Origin of the sequence: Kaistia adipata DSM 17808, assembly GCF_000423225.1 — a bacterium.
GTDB lineage: Bacteria > Pseudomonadota > Alphaproteobacteria > Rhizobiales > Kaistiaceae > Kaistia > Kaistia adipata.
Map to the genome: position 1 here is coordinate 269,832 of NZ_AUHO01000007.1, position 21,094 is coordinate 290,925.

Genomic DNA, 21,094 nt, shown 5'->3' on the forward strand with positions numbered 1-21,094 from the left:
CGGGCTTGGCGAGGCGGATGCGCTTCCCACGTCCCGATTCCCAGAACTTGGCTGATCTCTGGCTGCGCGGTGCAAGAGTGGCAACTCAAGGCCGCAATCCTCGCCTTCAAGCTGCAATGAGGCGATTTGGCTGTTGGACAAAGATGCAAAAAGCCAAAGGAAATCAATGCTGGACTTTTGTGTCCCACAGAGCGCTAACGCTCTGATATAATTGCAAAAATGTAGTCTACCATTGAACTACACCCGCATCGCCAGCATTGAAAAAACGCCGACCTTTTCGCGGATCGTTCGCTGGTGCGCCGAATCCGGAAATGCATGGGAATATGTAGCCGCTTCACCCGGTCGTGATCAAGGCCGCCGGACCGGGCCGGCCCGGTACCGGGTCCGCGTGCCGTTGAAAACCGGCGATGCCCTGGCCCGCAAGGGAGGATGGCGGTCGCGTCGGTTGCCGGCGAAGGCGGGAGCCGCTCAGGATTCGTCTCGCCCGATCGCCGCGGTCGGGCCGGTCCGGAGGATGTCCGGCTCGCTGCCTTCAGCCCCCTTCGCCGGCGGTGCGTCTTCCTGCGGAGCGCTTCGCGTGGGACGTGCGGCCGCAGGGCCTTCCGGATGGATTCGCGCGGGCTTCGTCTTCCCGGCGGGGCGCGCGCGGCTCGGCGCGGGGCGTCCGCGCGCGGACCTGGCCGGCCGAGGCGTCCGCGGCGCGTGCCCGGTGGAGAGGGCGGGGCCCAGCTCGTCGAAACGGTCGGCGATCCAGTGCATGTGGGACACGACCGTCGCGGAGCCTCCGCTTCGGAGCGGGGTCTCGGCGAGCTCGATCAGGTCGGATCGCAGCAGCCCCATCAGCGCCGAGATTTCCTGCAGGCTTTCCTTCAATCCGGTGCGCGCGGCCATGCTGGCGGTCCTCCTCTGCTGGCCGGGATCAACGCCGGCGCCGCGCCGGCGTTCCCGGCGGAGTTCCGGGCGAACCTGGCCCCACTGCGCCAGAGGGATCAGCAAGGGCGGTGCCCAATGTCGCCGAGGCGCCCGCGCACGAAGCCAAAGGATATACGAGCCGTCCTGGCGTCGATCGCCAGAAGCAGCGTCTCGATCACCGCGCGGGCGTCGCCCTGATGCGCCGTGACGAGGCTCTCGACCCGAGCCTGCAATGCCGCCTCGGCGCTGTCGATCCGTTCCGCTGTCTCTGCCATACGCCTTACTCCTACCAATGATGTTCCTATTTTGTTCTCATCGGGGTCGGAGTCAATCGGGTATCGCGCCGCTGTCCAGAGCGAAGTGCGCCGAAGGTGCGGAGGGCCGGCTGCGGCTGGTGTCGCTAGCTGGCCGGCCTCGACGGTCAGGCCTCGGCGGCCTGCTCGAACACCTCGGCCGCGGCCTCGGTCAGCGGCTCGGCGAACAGCGCGGCGGCGACCTTGGGCGAGAAGGTGAAGGTGTCGACGCCGAGGCGGCCAAGCCGGACGAGATCGTCGGCGGCGCGCAGGCTGGCGACGAGGATGCGCATCGGGCTGCCGGTGCCGCGCACGATCTCCTGCATGGCGGCGATCTCGGCGAAGCCGTCGCGGCCCGAATCGTTCATGCGGCCGAGATAGGGCGCGGCATAGTCGGCGCCGAGCGCCGCGGCGCTGAACGCCTGATGCGCCGTGTAGACGGCGGTCATGGTGATGCGCACGCCCTCAGCCTTGAGCGTCGCGGCGGCGAGCGCGCCATCGCGCGTGATCGGCACCTTGACGACGATGCGCGGGTCGAGCGCGGCGATCAGGCGGCCGTTGATGATCAGCGCCTCGGCGGTGCGCCCCCAGGTCTGGACCTGGAATTCCTGCATGCCGGAGGCGAAGGCGAACATGGATAGCCCCTTCAGCTCGGCCAGTGTGTTGGCGATCCCGGCATTGGCGAGGATCGTCGGGTTGGTGGTGATGCCGTGGAAAAGGCCGGTCGGCAGCCATTCGTCCCAGGCGGCTCGATCGGCGCTGTCGAGAAAGAGGCGCGGGCGCTTCATCGGGGTCTGCTCGGTCATCACTGCCTGTCGGTCATCTTCAAGGAAGTGGCAGTCTAGCAGCGTCGCCCGTGGCGGGAAGGGGGATTTCGCGTCTTGCCGCCGCCCTCCACGCCTCCGCCGCGGCGGGATGCTTGGCGGAAGCCGGCTGGTGCGGGCGGGTGCTTCCCGGGCGATGAAGATGGCGGTGCGCTGCTGTCACGAGGCGGAGGCCAGCTTGCGTGCCGCCTCGTCGACGCCGAACTCGTTCTGGATCGCCCGGCTGACGCCAGGGCGGCGGAGGCTGTCGATGCCGAGCTCGGGAAACAGCAGCTCGGCGACGCGATAGGCCTCCTCGAGATGCGGGTAGCCGGATCCGATCACCGGTGTCGATGCCGAGCGCCTGGTATTCGCCGAGCCGGGCGGCCACCTGCGCCGGCGTGCCGACGAGCGCCGTGCCGGCGCCGCCGCGCACCAGTCCGACGCCGGCCCAGAGATTGGGGCCGACGAGGAGCCTGTCGCGCCGGCCGCCATGCAGTTCCGCCATCCGGCGCTGGCCGACCGAATCCATCTCCTTGGTGAAGCGCCTGTACGCGATCTCGATCTGCTCGTCGGAGATGCGGCTGATCAGCCTGTCGGCCGCTGCCCAGGCTTCCTCCTCGGTCTCGCGCACGATGAAATGCAGCCGGATGCCGAAGCGCAGCCGCCGTCCCTTCGCGGTGGCACGGGCACGCGCCGCGGCGATCTTCTCGGCGACGGCGTCGAGCGGCTCGCCCCAGGTGAGATAGAGCTCCGTCTTCTCGGCCGCGAGCTCGATGCCGGCCTCCGACGAGCCGCCGAAATAGAGCGGCGGCGGCGTCTGCGCGGGCGGGAAATCGAGTCGGCCCTTCTCGATGCGATAGTGCTTGCCCTCGAAATCGACCCGCTCTCCAGAGACCAGGCCCTGCCAGATGGTCAGGAACTCGTTGGCCTGCTCGTAGCGCTGGTCATGCGGCAGGAACACGCCGTCGCCGGCGAGCTCGACCGGATTGCCGCCGACCACGACATTGAGCCGTAGCCGGCCGTTCGACAGGCGGTCGAGCGCCGCCGTCTGCCGCGCCGCATAGGCGGGCTGCACCACGCCGGGGCGCAGCGCGACGAGGAATTTGAGCTTCTCCGTCGCCGTCGCCAGCCCCGCTGCCGTCACCCAGCTCTCCTCGCAGGCCTGTCCCGTCGGCAGCAGCACGCCGCCATAGCCGAGGCGGTCGACGGCCTGCGCGATCTCGCGGAAATAGGCGAATTCCGGCGGCCGCTGCTGCGTCTCGGAGCCGAGATAACGGCCGTCGCCATAGGTCGGGATGAACCAGAAGAAGTCGAGCGGGGGGCGACGTGGGCCCATCGGGAAGCTCCGAGGCTCAGGCGGGTTGCAGGGAGGGATGCGGGGCGATCAGGCGCACGAGCTGGCCGGCGGCGAGGTCGATCCGGGCCGAGAGAACAGGGCCGACGGCATAGCCGTCGAAGTCCTTCTCGGTCGCGTAGAGGCCGGTCGGCACGATCTGGGTGCTGAAGAAGCTGAAGAGCGGACGCAGTTGATGCTCGATCACCAGGGCGTGGCGCTCGCTGCCGCCGGTGGCGCCGAGGATCACCGGCTTGCCGACCAGCTGCTTGGGATCGACGAGATCGAAGAGGTGCTTGAACAGGCCGAGATACGAGCCCTTGTAGACGGGCGAGGCGACGACCAGGGCATCGGCCGCCAGGATCGCCTCGAAGGCTTCGCGTGCCGACCCGCTGAGATCCTGGGCGGAATAGGCTGTGCCGAGCGCGGGCTGCAGGTCGAGAATGTCATAGACGGCGCTCTGGCCGTCCGCCTGCTGTGCTGCCCGCGCGACGGTCGTCTCGACCAGGGTGCGAGTGCGGGACGGATTGGAGATGTTGCCGGAAATGCCGACGATGAAGGGGGAGGGCGCGAAGGCCCCGGGGCTGATCGGCTGCTGGCTTTCGAGTGCTGGCACTATGCTGCGTCCCAATAACGACGATGCGCTATTGGACAAATGACGACCAATCTTATCAAGAAAACCTGGTATTGCAGTCGCGCGCTTCCTTGAAAAGGAAAACCCCGTTCGGCCGGAGCTCTAGTTCGAGCCGCCTTTCCAGCCATGCACCTCGTTCTGTGAACCCCGTCACTGACGATGACGCAGCGTCATGGTGAAACGCGGCCAGGCAGACGACGCAGGGTTCGTCGGGAAACAGGGGGCGCCGCAGCGCGGCGCGGAACGAAATGGCAGCCTTCAGCATGCGCACGATGATCAGCGTCGTCGGCTCCGCCGCCGTGCTCGCCTTCGCCATCACCGCCCATAGCAACCCGGCCGCGAGCCGCACCAGCGGCGCCGTGGATCCCACGGCCTTGTCGCTCTTCGCGAAGGCCTCCGTCGGCGGTCGCGTCGGCTGCGAGGTGCAGTCCTGGCCCTATATCGCGCCGGCCTGTCTCGTCGCCAGCGATGGGCGGGCCGCCGCCAAGGTCGCGCGTCGCATCTGAATTCGCTACGCCGCGAAGGCGGCTGCCGCGTGGTGCAGCAGCGCGTGGCGGCGAGCGATCGGTTCCACGTCGGCGCCGTAGCCGCCGCCGATGACTCCGGCCAGCGGGATGTCGCGCCCGCGCACCGCGCCGATCACCATCCGGTCGCGCGCCGCGAGGCCGGCATCGGTGAGCGACAGCCGGCCGAGCCGGTCCTCTTCATGCGGGTCGACACCGGCATTGTAGAAGACGATGTCGGGCTGCGCCCGGTCGAGCAGCGGAGTCAGGATCGCTTCGAGGGCTTCCAGATAGGCCTGATCGTCCGTGCGGTCGGCGAGGCCGATGTCGATCGTCGATTGCCGCTTTCGGACGGGATAGTTCTTCTCGGCATGCAGCGACAGCGTCAGGACGTTGGCATCGCCGGAAAAGATCTCGGCCGTGCCGTCGCCCTGGTGCACGTCGCAATCGACCACCAGCGCCGTGCCGATCAGGCCCTCCCGCATCAGCACGCGGATCGCCACCGCGACATCGTTGAAGGTGCAGAAACCGGCGCCCTGGCTCGAGCGCGCATGGTGGCTGCCGCCGGCCGTGTTGGTGGCGAGGCCATGCGCGAGCGCCAGCCGTCCGGTCAGGATGGTGCCGCCGGCGGCGGCGCAGGCGCGCCGCACCACCGTCTCGTTCATCGGCAGCCCGATCTCGCGTTCGATATTGGGCGGTACAGCGAGCGCCAGCACGGCGTCGACATAGGCGGGGTCGTGTGCCAGGGAAAGCTCGGCCGCCGTCGCCGGTTCCGGCGTCGCAAAGCCTGACGGCGCGAGGCCGTCCGCCGCCACCAGTTCGGCAAGCCGCCGGTATTTCTGCATCGGAAAGCGATGCTCGGCCGGGATGTCGGCGGTGTAGGCGGGGTGGTGGACGATGGGTGGCGGCATGGCGCGATCATAGGGACGAAGCACGGGCGCGTCGACGCGGACGCGCGAAGCAGCTATCGCTCCTCCCGCACCATCTCGACACGACGGGACCATGACCACCACCATCCGCCCCTTCGAAGTCACGCATCGCGGCATTCTCTCGATCGCCGTGCCGATGACGCTCGCCTATCTGACGACGCCGCTGCTCGGGCTGGTCGGCATGGGCGTGATCGGCCGCCTCGGTGACGCCGCGCTGCTCGGCGCCGTGGCGCTGGGCGCGGTGATCTTCGACTTCGTCTTCGCGACCTTCAATTTCCTCCGGAGCGGCACGACGGGGCTGGTGGCGCAGGCGCTCGGCGCCGACGACCGTACCGAGATCCAGGCTACCTTCTACCGCGCCCTGATCGTCGCCGTCGCGGTCGGGCTCGCGATCATCCTCCTGTCCCAGCCGATCCTGTCGGTGGCGCTCGCGGCGCTCGGCGGCAGTCCGGCCGTGCAGGCGGCGACGACGGAGTACTATTCCGTCCGCATCTTCTCGACGCCGTTCGCGCTGGCGAACTACGTCATGCTGGGCTGGCTGATCGGGCTGGGGCGCTCGACGCTCGGCCTGTTCCTGCAGACCTTTCTGAACGGCCTCAACATCCTGCTGAACATCCTGTTTGTGCTCGGCCTCGGCTGGGGCATCGCCGGCTCGGCGCTGGGAACGACGATCGGCGAGGCCGTGACCGCCATTCTCGGCCTGGCGCTGGTGGTTTCCCGCCTCGACCGGGCGCATCGCCCGTCCATGGCGCGCATTCTCGACCGCACCCAGGTCATGCGCATGATCGCCGTCAATCGCGACATCATGATCCGCTCGTTCACGCTGCTGTTCGCGTTCGGCTTCTTCGCCTCGCGTGGCGCCAAGATGGGTGACGTGGTGCTGGCGGCCAATGCCGTCTTGATGAACTTCTTCCTGGTCGGCGGCTATTTCCTCGACGGCTTCGCGGCGGCTGCCGAGCAATATGCAGGTCGTGCCATCGGCGCGCGCTATCGCCCGGCCTTCATCCGCTCGCTAAAGCTGACGCTCGGCTGGGGCTATGTGCTGGCGCTGATCGCCGCCGCCTGCTTCTGGTTCGGCGGCCCCTATCTGATCGACTGGATGACGGTGAACCAGGCCGTGCGCGACACGGCGCGGCACTATCTCGCCTGGACCGCGCTGACACCGATCGCCGGCGTGCTCGCCTTCGAGATGGACGGCGTCTTCATCGGCGCCACCTGGTCGGAGGACATGCGGAACATGATGCTGCTGTCGCTCGCGCTCTATCTCGCCGTCTGGGCGCTGGCCGAGCCGCTCTGGGGCGCGCACGGCCTCTGGCTCGCCATGCTCGTCTTCCTGTCGGCGCGCGGCTTCACGCTCGCCTGGCGCTGCCGCGCCCGGACGCAGGCGGCGTTCGCCTAAGGCGTCTCGGCCGCCCACTTCTCCGTCTCGATACCGACGGCGTCGGCGATCGAGGGCAGGCCGCGGCGGTCGAGGAGGCGCGAGAGGCCCGAGAGCATCGCCGCCGGCAGGCCGGGGCCGCCATAGACGAAGCCGGTATACATCTGCACCAGGTCCGCGCCGGCCGCGATCTTGGCGAAGGCGGTCTCGGCGGATTCGATGCCGCCGACGCCGATCAGCGGCAGGTCGGGACCGACCAGCTTGCGGAAACGGGCGAGCTGGATGGTCGAGAGGCGGAACAGCGGCCGGCCGGAAAGGCCGCCGGCCTCCTTCGCCGACGCCGCGTCGACGAGCTTCGGCCGGCTGATGGTGGTGTTCGAGACGATGACGCCGTCGATCTTCCGCGCCAGCGCCACCTCGGCGACATCGGCGAGCCCGGCCTCGTCCATGTCGGGCGCGATCTTCAGCAGCACCGGCACGCGCCGCGCCTTGCCGTCGCGCGCCGCCAGCACGCGTTCCAGCAATTCGTCGAGGGCGCCCCTGGCCTGCAGGTCGCGCAGGCCCGGCGTGTTGGGCGAGGAAACGTTGACGGTGAAATAAGAGGCGAGGTCGGCGAAGCCGACGATGCCGGCGACATAGTCGGCGACGCGGTCGGTCGCGTCCTTGTTGGCGCCGATGTTGACGCCGACGATGCCGCCCCGGGACCGGCGGGCCTCGAGCCGGCGTCGCGCCAGGGCATGGCCCTCATTGTTGAAGCCGAGGCGGTTGATCACGCCGTGGTCCTCGACCAGGCGGAACATGCGTGGCTTCGGATTGCCGGGCTGGGCGCGCGGCGTGATCGTGCCGACCTCGACGAAGCCGAAGCCGAGGGCCAGCAGCGCGTCTGGCACCTCGGCGTTCTTGTCGAGCCCGGCGGCGATGCCGAGCGGATTGGCGAAGTCGAGTCCGAACAGCTTGCGCGCCAGCCGCGGATCGCGGTCCGGCCGGGCCGACGGGTGCAGTCCCGACGACAACACCTTGATCGAGAGGCCGTGGGCGGCTTCGGGATCCATCTGGAACAGGAGCGGTCGGACGAGGCTGCGGAAGACGCTCATGCGGCGAGCTCCGGGAATACGTGGCGGCCATCATTGCCGACCGGCAGCGCCTTGGTCCAGATCACGGCGGAAAGGTCGAGCGGACCGTAGAGATGCGGGAACAGCGCGCCACCGCGCGACGGCTCCCACTTCAGGCCATCGCCCAGCTTGTCGCCATCGACCGCGACGAGCACCAGGTTGGACTGGCCGCCGAAATAGCGCTCGGCGGTCTCGCGCACCTGATCGGCGGCCGAGAAATGGATGTAGCCATCGGCGATGTCGATCGGGGCGCCTGTGAACACGCCCGCGTCGAGCGCGTCGCGCCAGAGCGTATCCGGAGCGATCTTGAAAATGACGGTCATGATGAATCCTTGACGGTTGCGCGGAACCTAGTGGCGGTGCTGTCGCCGAACAAGGGGCGGCAGCGGTCAGCGGCAAAATGCCGGTGTCGCCGCTGGACACGCGGCCGATCCGGGGATAATGCTTGCGGAAAGGGATTTATTCCTGTTTCCGGCCATGGCCGGCGGCATGAAGGCGCGGTCTGGGTCGGCCGAGGGCGCGCTGCGTGCAGGAGGAGGCTCCGCCATGTTGTCGCACGCGCGGATCTGGGCGGCGATCGATCGCCTGGCGGCCCGCCATGACTTGTCCGCCTCCGGGCTGGCCCGCAAGGCGGGCCTTGACCCGACGACGTTCAACCGATCGAAGCGCCATGCCGGCGATGGAAGGCCGCGCTGGCCGTCGACGGAGAGCATCGCCAAGATCCTCGAGGCGACGGGCGAGCGGCTCGATGCGTTCCTCGAAGTGACGGTGACGCGCGTGATCCCGCCCGCGCAGTCCGGTCCCTTCCGCCATGTTCCGCTGCTTGGCTTCGCGCAGGCGGGCGCGGGCGGCTTCTTCGATGATGGCGGTTTCCCCGTCGGACAGGGCTGGGACGAGGTGGCCATTCCCGAGACGCGATCGACCGAGGGCGTCTACGCCCTGCAGGTCTCGGGCGAATCCATGATGCCGCTCTATCGCGACGGCGACATCGTCATCGTCTCGCCGAGCGAGACCTGCCGGCGCGGCGACCGCGTCGTCGTCCGCACGCGGGACGGGGAGGTGATGGCCAAGGTCCTCGCGCGCAAGACGGCGCGCACCGTCGAGCTGCTGTCGCTCAATCCGGAGCATCCAAATCGCGAGATCGCCATGCGCGAGGTCGACTGGATCGCCCGGATCATCTGGGCGAGCCAGTGAGGACGGGGACAACCGTTGTCGGCGTCTTCGCGGTGGCCGCCGTGGCCTTCTTCGTGGTCTCGCAGTTCGGTGGCCTGGACCGGCCGGAGTTCATCGAGTTGATGAACGGCCCGAAGCCGGAGCAGGCGCGGCTCACGCCGGAGCCCGATGAAGGGACCGGCGATGATCTGCCAGGCAAGCCGGCGCCGGTCGCTCGTCCGCCCGAAGCGCCTCCGCCGGCGTCCGAGGCGCCAGAAGTCGTCGCGCCGCCGCAATCCGATCTCGTCACCTCGACGGTTCGCGGCGTGCGCAATGTCACGGCGCCGGGCATGACGCCGGCGCCGCCCGCGACCGGGCGGCTGGAGCGCGAGGCGGAGGCGAAACGGCCATCCGCGCCGTTGCGCTGGAGAGTGTTCTCGCCGGTCCGGGTGGTCGAGGCGGGGCAGCTCGACGTCGGCCCCCGCACCCTTCGCCTCGCCGGCATCGTGTCGCCGGCCGAGGACCGCCGATGCCGGCGTCCGGCGACCGATGCGGTGGTCGAGATGTCCTGCGCGCGGCTGGCCATGCTGGCGCTGCGCAGTCGCATCCGCGCCTTCGGCGTCGAATGCCAGGTCTCCGCCGATGATGGCAAGGACCTCGCCGTCGCGCCTTGCCGGATCGGCAAGACCGATCTGTCGTTCTGGCTCATCGAGCAGGGCTGGGCCGAAGCCGGGCCCAAGGCGCCGGAGGGCTATGCCGTCGCCGAGAAGGCAGCGCGCTGCGCCCGGCGCGGCATGTGGCAGGCGGATGCACCGCCGGCCGACTGCCTGCAGAACTAGCTCCCTGTCGGCCAAGCCCCCGAGCGAGCCTCGCTCGAAAACGCTCTAGGCGGCCGCCCTGCGCCAGCCGGCGGCGAGGACGCCGGCACCGACTAGCAGGCCGCCGCCAACGCGGTTGACGACGCGCTGCACGGCCGGCCTGCGGATCGTCTTGCGCGCGCCGGCCGCGATCAGCGCGTAGCTCGCGGCGTTGAGCGTCGCCAGCACCAGGAAGGTCGCTTCGAACAGGATCATCTGCGGCAGCAGCGGTTCGCTGGCGACGAGGAACTGCGGCAGGAAGGCGACGAAGAACACGATGCTCTTCGGGTTGAGCGCGGTCACGGCATAGGCGTGCAGGAAGATGCGCAAAGGCCGCGCTTCGCGCGTGTCGACGGCGCCCGGCTCGCTGATCGGAGCCCGCCAGAGCTTGATGCCCAGATAGATCAGATAGGCGCCGCCGATCCATTTCAGCGCCGTGAACAGCGCCGCCGAAGTGGCGAGCAGGGCGCCGAGCCCCAGCATCGAGGCGGTCATGGCGGTGAAGTCGCCGAGCGCGACGCCGGCGACCGTGGCGCCGGCCGACCGGCGGCCATGGCCGAGCGCGTAGGAGATGACGAGCAGCACGGTCGGTCCCGGAATGGCGAGCATCACGGCGGAGGCGGCCGCGAAGGCCAGCCAGATTTCGAAGGTCATGGCGAGTTCCCCGAAGGCAGGTTCGCCATCAATCCACCGAATGGGAAGGGTTGCAAGCCGGATGGACGGGAACGCGTCAGCTCTTGTTGAAGACGAGGTTCGAGAGCGTCGTCGCCGGCGCGTCCGGGCTCGGGCGGCTGACAACGCGGATCCGGAGCGTGCCGTGCCCGTCATTGACGATGGTCATCTGCGCCTTGGTGCTGCCATTGACCGGCTTCGGCCAGTTGATGGTGAAGTTGACGCTGTCGCCATTGCGCCGGCCGGAGATGGCGGCGGGACCGACGCGGGCGCCGATATAGGTGCCGCTATAGATGCCGGTCGCCGCGTCGTAGCGGACCTGCGCACCGATCTCGCGCGTCACCACGATGGCGCCCCGGCAATTGCCGTCGATGGCCATGCGGATGGCGGCGCGGTCGCCGGCGACCGTGCAGGTCACATTGAAGACAGGGGACTGGGCGTTGCGGCGCACCTGGCCGCTGCCCGACCAGGTGCCGTCGAAGCGGTTTATGAAGTCCTGCTCATCGGCCTGCGCAAGCGGGGTGCCGAGGCCCGACAGAAGGCAAAGCGCGGCGCAGCGGGTCCAGAAGCGGGGCATGGCTGTTCCTCCCGGCGAGAGAACAGCCAGCTTAGTCCCGAAGTTCCCGCTGTCCGGGCGGGACGTGATCACGATCCGTTCAAAAGAACCGGATCAGGATCCGCCGTCGGGGGCTTAGCCCTGGGCCGCCGCCAGCTCGCCCTTGAGCGCCTTGGCGATGCGGTCGCGCGTCTCGGGAATGCCGTAGATCGCGACGAACGAGCCGAAGCGCGGGCCTTGGTCCTGGCCGAGCAGAACCTGGTAGAGGCCGCGGAACCAGTCGAGCGAGACGCCGGGCGGGTTGCCGTCCGGGCCCTTCTTGTTCGGGTCCGGGAAATACTTGCGGCCGATGTCGAACACGACGGTCTGGATCTCGTCGGCATCCGCCGTGGCGGGCATCTCGGCCAATGCCGCGTCGAGCGCCACGAGCGCCTCGCGGATCGCGCCCTCCGGCACGACATAGTGCTTGCCGGCCTTCAGCACGTCGTTGAAGTAGCGGATCGCGTAGCCGGCGAGGCGATCGAGCTTCTCGTGCGTCGCCGCCGTCAGATGCGGCATGTAGCGCGAGATATAGGCCCAGAGCACGCCCTTGTCGGTGGCGTCCGAAACGCTGACCAGATTGAGCAGCATGGCGAACGGGATCGGCGAGCCTTCCGCCGGCGGATGGCCGGAATGGATGTGCCAGGCCGGATTGCCGAGGCGCTGCTCGATGGGCTGGCGCGGATAGGCGTCGACGAAGCCGAAATACTCGTCGACCGTGCGCGGGATCACCTCGAAGGAGAGCCGCTTCGCCGTCTTCGGCTTCTGGTACATGTAGAGGGCGAGGCTATCGTTGTCGGCGTAGGTCAGCCACTGCTCGATCGTCAGGCCGTTGCCCTTCGACTTCGAGATCTTCTCGCCGTTCTCGGCCAGGAAATGCTCGTAGGTGAAGCTCTCCGGCGGCTCGCCGCCGAGCGCGCGGCAGATCTTGGTCGAGAGCTTGACGCTGTCGATCAGGTCCTTGCCGCTCATCTCGTAGTCGACGCCGAGCGCGAACCAGCGCATCGCCCAGTCGGCCTTCCACTGGCACTTGACGGCGCCGCCGGTGACCGGGACCTCGACGCGCTCGTTGCTGTCCGGGTCGACATAGGTGACGGTGCCCTTCTCGACATTGCGGTCGACCATCGGCACCTGCAGCACGACGCCGGTCGTCGGCGAGATCGGCAGGAAGGGCGAATAGGTGGCGCGACGATCGGGCCCGAGCGTCGGCAGGATGATCTCCATCACCTCGTCATAGACCTCGAGCATGCGCTTGAGCGCCTTGTCGAAGCGGCCGGAGGTGTAATAGTCGGTCGCGCTGGCGAATTCGTATTCGAAGCCGAAACCGTCGAGGAAGGCGCGCAGGCGGGCGTTGTTGGCCGCGCCGAACGAGGGATATTCGTTCGAGAACGGGTCCGGCACGCGGGTCAGCGGCTTGCCGATATAGGCCTGCATCATCTCCTGGTTCGGCACGTTGGTCGGCACCTTGCGGAGGCCGTCCAGATCGTCCGAGAAGGAAAGCAGGCGGGTCGGGATCTTGTCCTCGGTCAGCAGGCGAAAGGCGTTGCGCACCATGGTCGTGCGGGCGACCTCGCCGAAGGTGCCGATATGCGGCAGGCCCGAGGGGCCATAGCCGGTCTCGAACAGCACCGGGCCGGCCGGCCGATTCTGCCGCTTCAACCGCTCGACGATCCGGCGCGCTTCCTCGAACGGCCATGCTTTCGAAACCTGCGCCGCCTGGACGAGCTCTGGCGCAAGATCGAGAACAGGGAGCGTGCCGGTCGACATCGAAAACCTCTTTGGGGAAGCGCGCGCGGGAATGGTTTGAAGATGCGCGCGTGGGCGCGGACCCTAGGGAGCGCTCGCGCGCGCGTCAATGGTCGCGTTGAGCGGGCTCGGCCGGTCACGCCGCGTCCCGTCGCGACAAGCCGCCCCGGTTGAACGCCGGCGCAAGAGATCTTACGCTGATCGCAGTCATCAGAGCGGGCATTTCCGCATGCAGGAGCGTATCGACATGGACAAGCCGACCGGCAGCACGGTCTCCCCGCAGGAGGCCCTGATCTATGCGATGGTGACGCTCTCCGCCGTCGATCGTCGGATGACTGACCGCGAGCTGCGCAAGATCGGCGACGTCGTCAACACGCTGCCGATCTTCGGGGGCTTCGACACCGATCGGCTGGTCGCGGTGGCGGAAGCCTGCGCCACGATCACCCGCGAGGAGGACGGCCTGCACGCGGTGCTCGCCACCATCGCCACCTCGCTGCCGAAGAAGCTGCACGAGACCGCCTATGCGCTCGCCGTCGAGGTGGCTGCGGCCGATCTGCATGTCGAGCAGGAGGAGCTGCGCTTCCTCGAGCTGCTGCGCGACGTTCTGGACGTCGACGCGCTGACGGCGGCGGCGATCGAGCGCGGCGCCCGGGCGCGTTACCGCACGCTCTGACCGACGGTTTGGCCGGGCTTTTTCAAGGCGAACGCCTCGTCCCTCCCTCGGGGAGGGGGGGGGGGGGGGGGGGGGGGCCGGGTCTGGATTCAGCCTCGACCTAGAAGTAGCCGACCGGGAAGTAGCGAAGGTAGAGCTCGGCGAAGGCCCCCTTGTCGTAGAGGCTGTCCAGCGCCCAGTTGAGCGCCAGCCGCAGGTCCTTGCGCTCGGGCGGCAGCGCGATGGCGAGGCCGGGCCCGAAGAAGCGCGGCTCGACATAGGGGCCGCCGACGAAGGCGCAGCATTGCGCGGCCGGCTCGGACTGGAGCCAGAAGGCGAGCTGCACGCCGTCGCCGAAGACGAAATCCACCGTGCCGGCCTTGAGCGCGTCGCGCGCGGCGGCGGGCGTTTCCATCGCCACGATCGTCGCCTTCGGGAAGAACGCGGCGAGATAGGCTTCGTGCGCGCTGCCCTTGGCGACGCCGATCTTGCGGCCGGTGAGGCTCTCCGCGTCGAGCCGGGCCGGCGCGCCGGCCTTGCGCGCGGCGAAGCGGGCGGCCGGGCGCAGATAGACATCCGAGAAATCGAGCTTGGCGCGGTTGTCCGGCGTGATAGCGATGCCGGCGATGGCGGCATCGACCCGGCCTGCCGCGACCGTGTCCACCAGGCCGTCCCAGGGGCGTGCCTGGATGGTGCAGGGCACGCTGAGCTCGCGGCAGATGGCGCGCGCGAGATCGACGTTGAAGCCGGTCAGCCGACCATCCGGCCCCTTGAAATTGTAGGGCGGGAAATCGTCGGTGGTGGTGAAGCGGATGCCGGTCAGCGAGGTGGTCGGCGGCTTGTCCAGCCGGCGATTGGGATCCCAGAGATTGGGGATGGTGACCGCGCCGGAGGCGGACGATGTCGTCATGTTCTGGGCGGCGGCCGGAACGGACAGCAGAGGAAGCAGCGCGACCATCATGCTCGCCATAATTGCAAACCTTGCCAAGGGCCGCCTCATGCCTGTATCTCTTTCGGTCCTGGGTGACGCTACGGAATGCCGCGCAAGGCGACGATGGACTATAGACCATTTTGCCGGGCGGGAATGATCCCGGCAGATCGGACCAGCGGGGGCTGGCATGGATGTCGGGGAAGGGGACAATCCTCGCCGTGACGACCCCGACGAGGCGCTGCGCTATGCGCGTCTCGCGGCTCGGCTGGGCGTGGAGTTCGATCCGTCGCCGCGCAAGAGCTGGGAGCGCGCCACCGCCGTCGAGGGCGGCGGGAGTACGAGCGGAATCGCCGATGCGATCCGGAATGGCGGCGCCGCGCGGATCGAGGATGGCAACACGCGCCGGTTGTTGGTCGCGCCGACGGCGGAGATGGGCGAACGGCTGGAGGCTGTGCTTCAGCGCCGCCCGGAGCTGGCCGACGGGCTGGTCGTGACCCTGCCCGCGGTGATCCGTCAGTCCCTGACCGAGACGGCGGGACCCCGGCTTGTCTGGCGCGCGGTGAACTGGCTCGACCGGAATTTTCCCGAGCTCTCGGCGCGGCGGCTGCTGACCCGCGGCCAGATGATCGCCGGCATCGTCCTGGTCCTGCTGATCGCCGTGGCAGGCTGGGCTGGAGGCTGGATGGTCCTGGCGGGCTTCAACCTCGTCGCCGGGCTGTTCTTCCTGGCGCTCGTCCTGTTGCGGCTGCTGGCGGTGAGCGTCGTGCTGGAGCGATCCCGGCGCGCGCCGCCGCCGCTCGACGTCGATCGGGAGACCTTGCCGGTCTACAGCATTCTGGTGCCGCTCTACGACGAGGCCCACATGGTGCCGGAGCTGGCGCGGGCGCTCGGCCGGCTCGATTGGCCGAAGGACCGGCTCGACATCAAGTTCATCGTCGAGGCGTGCGATCCGACGACGCGGCTCGCCATCGAGCGGCTCGGCCTCGGCCCGCCCTTCGAGATGCTGGTCGTGCCGGAGTGCATGCCGCGCACCAAGCCGAAGGCGCTCAGTTTCGCGCTCCCGCTGGCGCGCGGGCGGTTCGTCACCGTCTATGACGCCGAGGACAGGCCCGATCCCGGCCAGTTGCTCGAGGCCTATCTCGCTTTTGCGGCCGAGGACGAGCGCCTCGCCTGCGTCCAGGCGCCGCTCCTGATCGACAATGGCGACGCCAATGTGCTGACCGCCTTCTTCGCGATGGAATATTCGATGCAGTTCGACGGCGTCCTGCCCATGCTGGCGGCATTCGACATGCCGTTGCCGCTCGGCGGGACATCCAATCATTTCCGCACGCGTGCCCTGAAGGCGGTCGGCGGCTGGGATCCGCACAATGTGACCGAGGATGCCGATCTCGGCGTCCGCTTCGCGCGCTTCGGCTACCGGACGGGCACCATCACCCGGCCGACCTGTGAGGAGGCGCCGCATACGCTGAAACTCTGGTTGAAGCAGCGGACGCGCTGGCTGAAAGGCTGGATGCAGACCTCGCTGGTCCATTCGCGCCAGCCGCGCCGTCTCTGGCGCGAGCTCGGGCCACGGCGGACGCTCGGCTTTCTCCTGACTGGCTTCGGCGGCGTCCTCGCCGCGGCCCTGCATCCGCTCTATATCGGCACGACCCTCGGATTGCTGATCGATCCGTCGGCGCTTTGGCGAGCGGGGACGCCGCTCGTGTCGGCGATGATGTTTCTGAACGTGTTCAACTTCGTCGCCGCCTATGTCGCCTTCGTGGTGCTGTCGGGCGCCACGCTGCGATTGCGCCGGAGCCGGCGCCGGCCCGCGGTCCTGCTGTTGCTGCCGGCCTACTGGCTGCTGCTCTCGCTCGCCTGCTATCGCGCCTTGCTGCAGCTGATCGTCGCGCCGCATCGCTGGGAGAAGACGCGTCATCGCGGACATCGTTCGCGCCGCCCTTTCGGCGCGTCGGAACCGGTCCGCGCCGCGGCGCGGTCGCTGGCATAACACCGCCTCGGGCCGGTCCGACCCATTCGCCGGGCGCATCGCCGATCGCCCCTGAGATCCGAAGCCGCGATGGCGGATCTTGCGAACCGTCGCGCGCTCCCGCAAGGATGGAAGGACCTACACCGAAGGCGGCGCGGACCAACGGGGACCGTCCGACTTTGCGACGAGGATCGATCCGACAGGGGGCGCCCGATGCCAGCAAGGCCGATTGTCCATCATATCCCGGTCTGCCCCTTCAGCCAGCGGCTCGAGATCCTGCTGCAGCTCAAGGGGCGTCGCGATGCCGTGGAGTTTCGCGTCGTCGACATCACCCGGCCGCGCGATCCGGATCTCCTGCGGAAGACGCGCGGAACCACGGCGCTCCCGGTCCTGGAACTGGCGGATGGCCGCGTCCTGAAGGAAAGCCTGGTCATCCTGCAATATCTCGACGAGACGCTGCCGGGCGGTCCGGTGCGGCGGGCCGATCCGTTCGAGCACGCGGTCGAGCGGATGCTGATTGCCAGGGAGGGCGCCTTCACGACGGCCGGCTATGGGTTCGTGATGAACCAGGACCGAGCGGCGCGTCGGGCGCATGAGGAGAAGCTGCTCGGCCTGTTCGCCCGGATCGACGATTTCCTGCGCGAGCACAGCCCCGGCGGCGTGTTCCTGTATCCGGAGTTCGGGCTTGCCGAGACCGTCTTCACGCCCCTCTTCATGCGGTTCTGGTTCCTCGAATATTTCGAGGGCTTCGATCTGCCGGCAGAGGAAGGGTTCGCGCGCGTGCGGCGCTGGCGCGAGGCCTGCCTCGCCCATCCCGCCGCGCAGCAGGTCTCGCGCGAGGAAATCGTGAAGCTCTACTACGACTACGCGCTCGGAGCCGGCAATGGCAGCCTGCCTCCCGGCCGGACCCGGTCGAGCTTCGTCTTCGAACCGGACTTCCGGATGCGCCCCTGGCCGCCCGCCGACAAATACGGACAGCCGGCCAGCGACCGGGCGCTCGGACTCTTGGTGGACTAGCCGTTCGCTCCTTCGGGTACGTCAGCCGGGCGGCCGGATGGCGATCCAGATCACGTGCCGGGCGCCGCGCCGGCCGCGATGCGCCTTGACCCGTTCCTCGGTCGCCTCGAAGCCCGCCTTGCGCAGGCGTTGCGTGAAGGCGGCGTCGGGGCCCGACGACCAGACGGCGAGCACGCCGCCGGGACGCAGCGCCGCATAGGCGGCTCCGAGCCCGGCGAGCGTGTAGAGGCTGTCGTTGGATTCGCGCGTCAGGCCGTCGGGACCATTGTCGACATCGAGCAGGATGGCGTCGAAGCGGGCACGGCCGGCGCGGATCAGCGCTCCGACGTCGCCGACATGGATCGTCGTCCGTGGGTCGTCGAGGCAGGTGCCGAACACCTCGGCCATCGGCCCGCGCGCCCAGGCGACCACGGCGGGGACCAGCTCGGCGACGGTGATCGACGCGTCGGCGCCGAACTCGGCGAGCGCGGCGCGCAGCGTGAAGCCCATGCCGAGGCCGCCGATCAGGATCTGGGGCGTCGCGCGCCCCGTGATCCGGGCTGCGCTGAGCGAGGCGAGCGCCTCCTCCGAGCCGCTGAGGCGGCTGTTCATCAGCTCGTTCGAGCCGATCATGATCGAGAATTCGGCGCCGCGGCGCATCAGCCGCAATTCGCCGCCGCAATCGGGGATTTCTGCCGTGTCGAGCCGGACCCAGGGTATCAAGTGCATCTTCCGTGGCTGAGATCAAAAACGTCGGCACCATACACGGATCCCGCAGCGCGGGGCAGGCGCGCGAAGGGTCGCTTTCGTCGCGCGGCTAGGGAAAGGGCCGGCGGTGGATCCGGAGGCGGCAAGTGGCGAACTAGTCGCCGGCGAGGCGGTGGCTGGCGATGGCGTGGACGGTGTCGTTCAGCATGAAGGCGTGGAACGAAGGGCCGTCGAAGAGCGGGCGGAAGGCGGCGTCGAGGACGTTCAGGCCGCCGGCGAGGGCACCGAAGGCGGGCAGGACCAGCCGCCGGCCGTTTCCGACGAAGCAGCGCCGCCGTATCGAGCGGCCGCGACCGACCAGCCGGGCGGCGGGGTGGAGGTGACCGGCGATCTCACCCGGTTCCGCGTCGGGGCGGGGCTCGTGCCGGAAGGTGAGCGGTCCGACGGCGAGTTCGTGCGTCGACCAGCCGCCGAGCTCGCGCGGCGGCTCCGGGTCATGGTTGCCGGCGATCCAGATCCATTCCGTCGCGGCGGCCAGCGCCTTGAGCGCGGCCCGGTCAGCCTCGTTCAGGCGCTGGTTGCCCGTCCGGTCGTGAAAACTGTCGCCAAGCGCGATGATGCGATCCGGCGCCAGCCGCGCGACAAGCCCGCCGAGGCGCCGGAGCGTCGCCATCGTGTCGTAGGGCGGCAGCATCTGGCCCCGGCGGGCGAAGGACGAGCCCTTCTCGAGATGCAGGTCGGCGACGACGAGCGTCCGTTCGTCCGGCCACCACAGCGCGCCCTCGACCAGCGGCACTAGCGGCACGGTGGCGACCGAAAGCGCCGATGTCGCCGTGTCCGTCGTGTCGATGGCCGTGTTCGCGCGCTGCATGTCGACCGGGATCCTTGCGGAGCGGAGCGCTCCGAGGCGATTCATGCCGCCATTCTAGCAGCCACGTCCCGGCACGAAACCGCCTGCGAATGCGCGCATCGTCGCGCCACCGATTGGGCCGGAAAAGGCGTATGATCTCGCAGGAGCTGTTTCGGGTTCCCGGGAACCCTTTGGTGGCGCCTGCATCCAACGGGCGTCGATGCATCGCGCATCGCGGTTGCGGCCGGACCCAGGAGGCAGAGCATGGCCAGTCACGAACTTGCCCGGATCGAACTCGGCGAGGCCGACCTGATCCTTCGGGCGCTCCGCCACGACGAGGCGGCGGTGCGCACCATCATCCGCCAGAACAACCGGCGCCTGTTCCGCCTCGCGCGCGGCATGACCGGCAATGACGACGAGGCCGAGGATGTCGTGCAGGCCGCCTATGTGCGCGCCTTCGCACGGCTCGCCAGCTTCCGCCGCGAATCGAGCCTCGGCACCTGGCTGTCGCGCATCGTCATCAACGAGGTGCTTGGCCGCCGCCGCCGGCATCATCCGACCGTCGAGCTGACCGCCGTCATCGAAGCCGATGTCGCGGAAGCCGATATCATCCCGTTCCCGCTGGCGGCCGCCGGCCCCGACCCGGAGAGGAGCATGGCCCAGCGTGAAATCCGCCAGCTGGTCGAGGCCGCCATCGATGCGCTGCCCGAGCCGTTCCGCATCGTCCTCGTCGCCCGTCTGGTCGAGGATCTCTCGGTCGAGGAGACGGCGTTGCTGTTCGATCTGCGTCCGGAGACGGTGAAGACCCGCCTGTTCCGGGCGCGCAAGTTGCTGCGGCAATCGCTCGAGGCCAAGGTCGGCGACGTGCTGGGCGACGCCTTCCCGTTCGGTGGCGCGCGCTGCGAGCGTACCGCGGATCGCGTCGTGGCGCTTCTCGCCGCCGGCGCCGCATCGTCGCGGGAACCTTCGCCGGACGACGGCATCTAACGGAATGTCGCGGGGCAGACGCCCGCTATCGACTGGAGATGACCATGAATACGCTGAAGAGACTGGGCATCGGCCTCGCCGGGCTGATGCTGACGACGACGCTTGGCCTCGCGGCGGAGGCGACGAAGCCGACCGATCCCGAGATCGCCCATATCGCCTATACGGCCGACAACATCGACATCCAGGCAGCCGAGCATGCCGTGAAGGTGTCGAAGAACAAGGCGGTGCAGGATTTCGCCAGGGACATGATCCGCGACCATGAGGCGGTCAACAAGCAGGCGCTGGCGCTGCTCGCCAAGCTCAAGGTCGAGCCGAAGGACAATGCCACCAGCCAGGCGCTGGTGAATCAGGCCGACGCCACGCAGGCGCATCTCGCGACGTTGAAGGGGGCCGCCTTCGACAAGGCCTATGTCGACAACGAGGTCGCCTATCACCATGCCGTCAACACGGCGCTGGAAACGACGCTGATCCCGGCGGCGCAGAACGCGGAACTGAAGGACCTGCTGACGACGGGGCTGCAGATCTTCAAGGGCCACGAGGACCATGCCCGCATGGTCGCGGGAGAACTGAAGTGACGGCCGGTCGGGGGCGTCGGCGGGCGTGCGTCTTGGCGGCGCTCGCCGGCGTGGTTTTGCTGCCGGCCATGGCGGCAGCCGAAACCATCACCGTCCAGGTGACCAAGTTCAGCTTTGTTCCGGCCAGTGTCACGGCGAAGGTCGGCGACACGATCGAATGGGTGAACGCCGACTTCGTCGACCACACGGCGACGGCCGCCAACAAGGGATTCGACGTGAAGCTGCCGGCCAACAAGAGCGGTAGCGTGACCGTGAAGAAGGCCGGCACGTTCCCGTATTTCTGCCGGTTCCATCCCATGATGAAAGGGACGATCACCGTGAAGAAGTAGGAGCTTGACCTGTGGGCGCAGACGCCGGCGCCTCCTGCTGCACGGAGGTGTGGCTCCGCCGGTTGTCCACCCTCGCCGTCATCCCCGCGAAGGCGGGGAACCATGCAGCCCAAGTCTTAGCAGCCCAAGTCTTGGCGGTGCGAGTCTTGGCGGCGCGAGCCTCCGCGGAACTCGG

Annotated in this window: 23 protein-coding genes and 1 pseudogene; 10 read left to right on the plus strand and 14 right to left on the minus strand. The window is 68.7% G+C overall.

Annotated elements, in window-relative coordinates:
* Positions 1 to 468: 468 nt before the first annotated feature.
* The 5 genes and pseudogenes from G539_RS0106210 to msuE all read right to left on the minus strand — a co-directional run bounded on the left by G539_RS0106210 (position 469) and on the right by msuE (position 3,960).
* Positions 469 to 891 carry a hypothetical protein gene (locus G539_RS0106210; RefSeq protein WP_156911867.1) on the minus strand — a complete coding sequence of 141 codons (423 nt, stop codon included), beginning with the start codon at positions 889 to 891 and terminating at the stop codon, positions 469 to 471.
* A 98-nt stretch (positions 892 to 989) separates the two neighbouring features.
* A complete protein-coding gene (locus G539_RS0106215) occupies positions 990 to 1,187 on the minus strand; it encodes a hypothetical protein (protein WP_029074433.1) in 198 nt (65 codons plus the stop codon).
* A 146-nt stretch (positions 1,188 to 1,333) separates the two neighbouring features.
* Positions 1,334 to 2,011 carry a transaldolase family protein gene (locus G539_RS0106220; protein WP_029074434.1) on the minus strand — a complete coding sequence of 226 codons (678 nt, stop codon included), beginning with the start codon at positions 2,009 to 2,011 and terminating at the stop codon, positions 1,334 to 1,336.
* Positions 2,012 to 2,188: 177 nt separating this feature from the next.
* Positions 2,189 to 3,347: pseudogene (gene ssuD, locus G539_RS23850) on the minus strand (FMNH2-dependent alkanesulfonate monooxygenase).
* Between the two features lie 16 nt (positions 3,348 to 3,363).
* On the minus strand, positions 3,364 to 3,960 hold the full coding sequence (gene msuE, locus G539_RS23855; RefSeq protein ID WP_245576816.1) for an FMN reductase: 597 nt from the start codon (positions 3,958 to 3,960) through the stop codon (positions 3,364 to 3,366).
* 266 nt (positions 3,961 to 4,226) lie between these two features.
* Between msuE and G539_RS0106235 the strand changes: the two genes are divergently transcribed.
* On the plus strand, positions 4,227 to 4,484 hold the full coding sequence (locus G539_RS0106235) for a hypothetical protein (protein ID WP_156911869.1): 258 nt from the start codon (positions 4,227 to 4,229) through the stop codon (positions 4,482 to 4,484).
* A 5-nt stretch (positions 4,485 to 4,489) separates the two neighbouring features.
* Here G539_RS0106235 and G539_RS0106240 read toward each other — a convergent pair whose 3' ends face one another.
* Positions 4,490 to 5,392, minus strand: a complete 903-nt coding sequence (locus G539_RS0106240) for a histone deacetylase family protein (RefSeq protein ID WP_029074436.1) — start codon at positions 5,390 to 5,392, stop codon at positions 4,490 to 4,492.
* A gap of 91 nt (positions 5,393 to 5,483) precedes the next feature.
* On the opposite strand from G539_RS0106240, the gene G539_RS0106245 reads away from it, so the two are divergent.
* On the plus strand, positions 5,484 to 6,809 hold the full coding sequence (locus G539_RS0106245) for an MATE family efflux transporter (protein WP_029074437.1): 1,326 nt from the start codon (positions 5,484 to 5,486) through the stop codon (positions 6,807 to 6,809).
* Here G539_RS0106245 and G539_RS0106250 read toward each other — a convergent pair.
* On the minus strand, positions 6,806 to 7,882 hold the full coding sequence (locus G539_RS0106250; protein WP_029074438.1) for a quinone-dependent dihydroorotate dehydrogenase: 1,077 nt from the start codon (positions 7,880 to 7,882) through the stop codon (positions 6,806 to 6,808). The two genes, G539_RS0106245 and G539_RS0106250, sit on opposite strands and share 4 nt — an antisense overlap.
* The gene (locus G539_RS0106255; RefSeq protein WP_029074439.1) at positions 7,879 to 8,223 is read right to left on the minus strand and encodes a DUF952 domain-containing protein; all 345 of its coding nucleotides are present in this window, start codon (positions 8,221 to 8,223) and stop codon (positions 7,879 to 7,881) included. Before G539_RS0106255 ends, G539_RS0106250 begins: the two co-directional genes overlap by 4 nt.
* 223 nt (positions 8,224 to 8,446) lie before the next feature.
* Here G539_RS0106255 and G539_RS0106260 point away from each other — a divergent pair, with 223 nt between their 5' ends.
* A complete protein-coding gene (locus tag G539_RS0106260; RefSeq protein ID WP_029074440.1) occupies positions 8,447 to 9,094 on the plus strand; it encodes a S24 family peptidase in 648 nt (215 codons plus the stop codon).
* Positions 9,091 to 9,891 (plus strand): thermonuclease family protein, encoded by an 801-nt coding sequence (locus G539_RS26095; protein ID WP_029074441.1) that lies wholly within the window; start codon positions 9,091 to 9,093, stop codon positions 9,889 to 9,891. The genes G539_RS0106260 and G539_RS26095 overlap by 4 nt, the downstream gene beginning before the upstream one ends.
* A 45-nt stretch (positions 9,892 to 9,936) precedes the next feature.
* On the opposite strand, the gene G539_RS0106270 is transcribed toward G539_RS26095, so the two are convergent.
* From G539_RS0106270 to G539_RS0106280, 3 genes are all read right to left on the minus strand, one after another.
* Positions 9,937 to 10,563 (minus strand): LysE family translocator, encoded by a 627-nt coding sequence (locus G539_RS0106270; protein ID WP_029074442.1) that lies wholly within the window; start codon positions 10,561 to 10,563, stop codon positions 9,937 to 9,939.
* 76 nt (positions 10,564 to 10,639) lie between these two features.
* Positions 10,640 to 11,158 carry a hypothetical protein gene (locus G539_RS23865; RefSeq protein WP_051231142.1) on the minus strand — a complete coding sequence of 173 codons (519 nt, stop codon included), beginning with the start codon at positions 11,156 to 11,158 and terminating at the stop codon, positions 10,640 to 10,642.
* A 114-nt stretch (positions 11,159 to 11,272) separates the two neighbouring features.
* Positions 11,273 to 12,943: a lysine--tRNA ligase gene (locus G539_RS0106280; protein ID WP_029074443.1), complete on the minus strand. Its 1,671-nt coding sequence runs from the start codon at positions 12,941 to 12,943 to the stop codon at positions 11,273 to 11,275.
* Positions 12,944 to 13,169: 226 nt separating this feature from the next.
* Between G539_RS0106280 and G539_RS0106285 the strand changes: the two genes are divergently transcribed.
* Positions 13,170 to 13,595: a tellurite resistance TerB family protein gene (locus G539_RS0106285; RefSeq protein WP_029074444.1), complete on the plus strand. Its 426-nt coding sequence runs from the start codon at positions 13,170 to 13,172 to the stop codon at positions 13,593 to 13,595.
* A 100-nt stretch (positions 13,596 to 13,695) separates the two neighbouring features.
* On the opposite strand, the gene G539_RS0106290 is transcribed toward G539_RS0106285, so the two are convergent.
* Positions 13,696 to 14,544, minus strand: a complete 849-nt coding sequence (locus G539_RS0106290) for a transporter substrate-binding domain-containing protein (RefSeq protein WP_035830492.1) — start codon at positions 14,542 to 14,544, stop codon at positions 13,696 to 13,698.
* Between the two features lie 148 nt (positions 14,545 to 14,692).
* On the opposite strand from G539_RS0106290, the gene G539_RS23870 reads away from it, so the two are divergent.
* Both G539_RS23870 and G539_RS0106300 read left to right on the plus strand, forming a co-directional pair.
* Positions 14,693 to 16,495: a glycosyltransferase family 2 protein gene (locus G539_RS23870; protein ID WP_051231143.1), complete on the plus strand. Its 1,803-nt coding sequence runs from the start codon at positions 14,693 to 14,695 to the stop codon at positions 16,493 to 16,495.
* Between the two features lie 192 nt (positions 16,496 to 16,687).
* On the plus strand, positions 16,688 to 17,491 hold the full coding sequence (locus tag G539_RS0106300) for a glutathione S-transferase family protein (RefSeq protein ID WP_029074446.1): 804 nt from the start codon (positions 16,688 to 16,690) through the stop codon (positions 17,489 to 17,491).
* Positions 17,492 to 17,512: 21 nt separating this feature from the next.
* Here the strand turns inward: G539_RS0106300 and G539_RS0106305 are convergent, their stop codons facing one another.
* Positions 17,513 to 18,193 (minus strand): spermidine synthase family protein, encoded by a 681-nt coding sequence (locus G539_RS0106305; RefSeq protein WP_029074447.1) that lies wholly within the window; start codon positions 18,191 to 18,193, stop codon positions 17,513 to 17,515.
* Between the two features lie 139 nt (positions 18,194 to 18,332).
* Positions 18,333 to 19,049, minus strand: a complete 717-nt coding sequence (pdeM, locus tag G539_RS0106310) for a ligase-associated DNA damage response endonuclease PdeM (protein WP_051231227.1) — start codon at positions 19,047 to 19,049, stop codon at positions 18,333 to 18,335.
* A 243-nt stretch (positions 19,050 to 19,292) separates the two neighbouring features.
* On the opposite strand from pdeM, the gene G539_RS0106315 reads away from it, so the two are divergent.
* The 3 genes from G539_RS0106315 to G539_RS0106325 are packed head-to-tail and all read left to right on the plus strand — an operon-like array spanning position 19,293 to position 20,919.
* Positions 19,293 to 20,015, plus strand: a complete 723-nt coding sequence (locus tag G539_RS0106315) for an RNA polymerase sigma factor (protein WP_029074449.1) — start codon at positions 19,293 to 19,295, stop codon at positions 20,013 to 20,015.
* 44 nt (positions 20,016 to 20,059) lie between these two features.
* Positions 20,060 to 20,590: a DUF4142 domain-containing protein gene (locus G539_RS0106320; RefSeq protein ID WP_029074450.1), complete on the plus strand. Its 531-nt coding sequence runs from the start codon at positions 20,060 to 20,062 to the stop codon at positions 20,588 to 20,590.
* 32 nt (positions 20,591 to 20,622) lie between these two features.
* Complete coding sequence (locus G539_RS0106325; RefSeq protein WP_029074451.1) at positions 20,623 to 20,919, plus strand: cupredoxin domain-containing protein; 297 nt, start codon at positions 20,623 to 20,625, stop codon at positions 20,917 to 20,919.
* Positions 20,920 to 21,094 lie beyond the last annotated feature (175 nt).